This is a genomic window from Polaromonas sp. P1_E11, from assembly GCF_056405995.1.
This window is the reverse complement of sequence record NZ_JBFUBA010000027.1, coordinates 1-505: the sequence shown is the minus strand read 5'-3', so window position 1 is coordinate 505 and position 505 is coordinate 1. Positions and strand designations below refer to the sequence as shown.

Here is a 505-nt window from a genome sequence, read left to right as displayed (position 1 = left end):
CAAAAGGATGCACTGGTCGCGGGTCTGCGTCAGGCGAAGTACGCCGATCTCCTGCCATCTTACAACAGCGTCGCATATCATGAAGGCCGTGCCCGCCTCGTCGATGGCGGCGTCGAAGCCGGTGGCAAGCGTTTCGCGGCGGAACGTATCATCATCGCCACCGGGACCCGGCCGGCGTTGCCGGCGATCCCGGGCATAACGGACATCTCAACCCTCGATAGCACCACGGCGCTGGAGCTGACCGCACTGCCACGCTCGATGATCGTGCTCGGCGGCGGCTACATCGGCGTTGAGCTAGCGCAAACCTTCGCTCGAGTGGGGGTCGAGGTGACGCTAGTCTTCCGCAGCCGCCTCCTGCCGGAAGCAGAGCCTGAGATCGGGGCGGCCCTCGCCGGTTATCTCGCCGACGAGGGTATCAAGGTCGTCGGCGGTCTGACCTACGAGTCGATCCGTCGGACCGAGGAAGGCGTCGCGCTCACGGTGGTTCGCGAAGGACACCCAGAGA

1 protein-coding gene is annotated in these 505 nt (G+C 65.1%); it reads left to right on the top strand.

Annotated elements, in window-relative coordinates:
- Positions 1 to 505, top strand: a 505-nt coding sequence (locus tag AC1D11_RS22255) for an FAD-dependent oxidoreductase (RefSeq protein ID WP_477651511.1), incomplete at both ends; no start/stop codon positions are given.